Origin of the sequence: Microseira sp. BLCC-F43 (assembly GCF_041929235.1) — a bacterium.
Lineage (GTDB): Bacteria > Cyanobacteriota > Cyanobacteriia > Cyanobacteriales > Aerosakkonemataceae > Microseira.
The window spans coordinates 1-3,485 of sequence record NZ_JBHFNP010000237.1; the positions used below are offsets into that span (position 1 = coordinate 1).

3 protein-coding genes are annotated in these 3,485 nt (G+C 46.3%); all 3 read left to right on the forward strand.

Annotated elements, in window-relative coordinates:
• Positions 1–115: 115 nt before the first annotated feature.
• The 3 genes from ACE1CM_RS32370 to ACE1CM_RS32380 all read left to right on the forward strand — a co-directional run bounded on the left by ACE1CM_RS32370 (position 116) and on the right by ACE1CM_RS32380 (position 2,629).
• Positions 116–604, forward strand: a complete 489-nt coding sequence (locus tag ACE1CM_RS32370; protein ID WP_374882988.1) for a hypothetical protein — start codon at positions 116–118, stop codon at positions 602–604.
• Positions 605–658: 54 nt separating this feature from the next.
• Positions 659–1,423, forward strand: a complete 765-nt coding sequence (locus ACE1CM_RS32375) for a GUN4 domain-containing protein (RefSeq protein ID WP_374882990.1) — start codon at positions 659–661, stop codon at positions 1,421–1,423.
• Between the two features lie 774 nt (positions 1,424–2,197).
• Positions 2,198–2,629 (forward strand): hypothetical protein, encoded by a 432-nt coding sequence (locus ACE1CM_RS32380; protein WP_374882991.1) that lies wholly within the window; start codon positions 2,198–2,200, stop codon positions 2,627–2,629.
• The last annotated feature ends 856 nt before the right edge of the window (positions 2,630–3,485 follow it).

Below are 3,485 nucleotides of genomic sequence, written 5' to 3' on the forward strand. Positions count from 1 at the left end.
AGCGCAACCTTTCTACTCAACGTAGTACCCATGACAAGGGTCAATTTGGAGAGGAGTTGGATGTGAGGCAAACTTTCACGTCCGGTTCTGAAGCCTTGCATGGGGGGTGACTCCCATGCTTAGGTTAACGGAGTATGTCAACAATCCTACCGTCAACTCGTACAAGCGGATTCATGCACCTGTGACAACTTCAGGCGCTACCTGGTCGCCTAACACGATTAGCTACGCTGGCAACAATCGTACTCATGCCATCCGCATTCCCGATGCGGGGCGCTTCGAGTTACGCCTCGCTGATGGGGCGGCAAATCCCTACCTCTTGCCTGCTGCTTTAATTGCAGTCGGTCTTGATGGCATCGAACAAAAACGCAACCCAGCGCCGCGTTATGACAATAATACTTACACCAATCCACTACCACCAGGAACTGTTAAACTGTTACCGACCAACTTGCTCGATGCGCTGCGATGTTTGGAAGGGAATACTGTGCTATCCCAGTTTCTCGGTCAGGAGTTTGTCGCTTCATATTTAAAGCTGAAGCACCAGGAATGGCACGATTACAGCACTTTTATCACCCCTTGGGAGTTAGAGAATACCCTAGATTGCTAAAAAGCTAGAAAACGCTTCTGCCAACAGCGCACAATTGTGAAGGAAAAGCCATTTATGTCAGATGATTTAAATCAGCCTAGACACTACGATGCGGTGATTGGCGGTCAAAATCCTCCGCCGTTGAGTGGTGCCGTCTTGGGCGGTTTGTCAGGAGTAAAGAGGCGGATGGCGAGTGGTTCCCTGGAATCGAAAATCGCTGCCCTCAAAGAAGCTCTCAAATATGGACAAAATGGCTTAAACTTACTGATTCAAGCTCTCAACGACCCAGAGAGCGAGATGCAGTGGAAAGCTTATTTACTGCTTAAGGAAAGAACGGAACCCAGCGTCAGAGATGCTTTAAAAGATTATATTCCCGTAATTTATAACCAGTTGCGCGACAATTTGGCAGCCGGGAAGTGGTTGGAAGCTGACTGGGAAACATCAGCAGCAATGCTTAAAGTAGTACATCGGGAAAAAGCCGGTGGATTGCGAGTAGAAGACTTGCAAAGATTTCCCACTTCAGAATTACGAATTATTGAGAAATTGTGGGAGCAATATTCTCAAGGAAAATTTGGTTTTAGTATTCAAAAGCAGATTTGGCAAAGTGTGGGAAATAATTACTTTAAGTTTGGCGATCGCATTGGTTGGCGACAGTCTGGAACTTGGTTAAACTATTCTCAACTGACTTTTGCTACAACTGCACCACTCGGACACCTGCCTGCCGCACACCTCACTTGGTCTGGTTTAAAACGGGGTCAGTCTTGGCAGTGGTATGGCGGAACAGAAGAGGATGTGCGCTTTATTGAAGGTAAATCTCTGCTTGAGCGTCGAGATTTTTGACAGGTTGGCGCGATCGTAGTGCGAGAAGCCATTAGAAGAGCGATATGCATACCCTAGCTTGCGCGAACGCCAAAAATTACCGCATCACACCTTTTCCTTCGATGGCGACGTGATGCCGCGTCTGGTGAGGTTTTCTTCCAGTTTCCTGATGAATTCCAAGTCCTCGTCAGGCAAGGGAAATGCGCTGCCATCCCTGGCGGCGGTTCGCCTCACCAAAAACGCGCAGGTCTGCCTCCGGGCTAAAGACATGGGTCGGATGTGCTACAGCGATTTTAATCCCAGTCAATATTGTATGTTATGATATTACAAAATCCACAATTTATATGGTAGCCAAAACAGCTTCAAGCAAAACAAAAACCATTTCATTTGTAACCGAAATACCGTTGGTAGTATCGGCTACAGATGAGAGGGTTTTATTGTGTAGGTTTGAGGCTGGCAGACAGCTTTACAATGCCTGCTAGGGCGAGGCAATGCGGCGTTTAAGATTGGTCAAGGAATCAAAACTATACCAATCAGCCAGGAAGGTTAAATCGAATAAAAAAGAGAGGCAGAAGGCTAATGCCTTCGCAAACGCCGCCTGCGGTTACGACGAGTACAGCTTGCACGCCTTTGCTACTATCATCAGGCGCTCCTGGATAGGCGAGCATATAGATTCAAATACAGCTCAGAAGGCGCGCAACTCGCGCGTTCAATGCGTCCCAAAAAGTCGCCAAGGGCATCGCTTTGAAGGTTAGGTTTAAAAGCAAGAATCAACTAGATTCTTTAGAAGGGAAAGTGAATACAACCGGGAGCAGGTGGCACCAAGAACAATTGGTGTGGGGGAAACTTAAGCTCCAACCCTATCTCCAAGATAACGATCCAGTGATTCTTCATGGACTCGGCAGTCGAGTTAAATACGTGCGACTGGTTCGCCGACGTTTAAACAGCAAGACTCGTTATTATGCTCAATTAATTTCTGAAGGCAAGCCTTTTAGCAAGCCTAAAAACCTGATTGGTTCTGGAGTGGTTGGATTGGATCTACGGCCGTCAACAATAGCGATTGTCGCAGAAAGTTCGGCTAAATTAGACTTATTTACTCCCTCACTAAAGTCTGTCGAAAAACAGATACGCCGATTGCAGCGACGGATGGAGAGATCGAGGAGAGCTAATAATCCAGATAATTATAACGCCGACTTTGTTGACAGCAAAGGGAAAAAGAAAAAATGAACTGTCAAAAAAGGTTGCAAAAAGTGGAACGATTCTAAAACTTATCGTTCAACGAGGAGGGCTAAGGCCAACCTCGAAAGAAAGCTGGCGGCGCATCGCAAGTCATTACACGGGAGGCTGGTTCATGAAATTCTAAGACTCTTAAGCACAATCAAGTTAGAAAAGCTTGACTATAAAGCTTTTCAAAAACTATTTGGAAAATCTGTTGGTCTTCGCTTCCCTAGAGAGTTCGTAGCTCGCTTAAAACCCTTGGCCCAAAGTGCTGGCGCTTTTGTCGTTGAATTCTCCACATCTAAGACTAAACTATCTCAAACTTGCCATCAGTGCGAACGAGTAAAAAAGAAAAGTATTCGGACTAGAGTCCACAAATGTGAATGTGGAGTTCTTTGTCAGAGTAGAGACGTTACATGTAACGTCTCTACTTATTCTGCGTTTTTGGCAAGATTTGTAGAAAACAACCTGCTCCAAGTAGACAAAGCAAATATTGCATGGTCGGGTGCCCAACCGCTCCTGCTGGCGGCGTGCTTACAGGCGACCGAAAAAACTAACCTGCGATTAGATGGGCAAGTCCCTTCTTGTGCGACCTGAAAAGGTCATCTGTTCCGTGGGGCATACTCCACTAAGGGATTCACAGTCCTTACCCTCATGTAAAAGACTCATCTGAGTCCCCTCACCCTCACGAACGACCTAGTAGGTAACGAAACGGTCCCCCCACGGATTCTTCTAAAGGTGAACTAGCATAAACTATCGATAAACAGCGACACACTTGGAATGACCAAATAAGGCTGACAGGCATAAGTGGGGAGTTTTGATGGTAAGAAGTCATCAAAACCTGTGAATAACCAAACCCACCGCT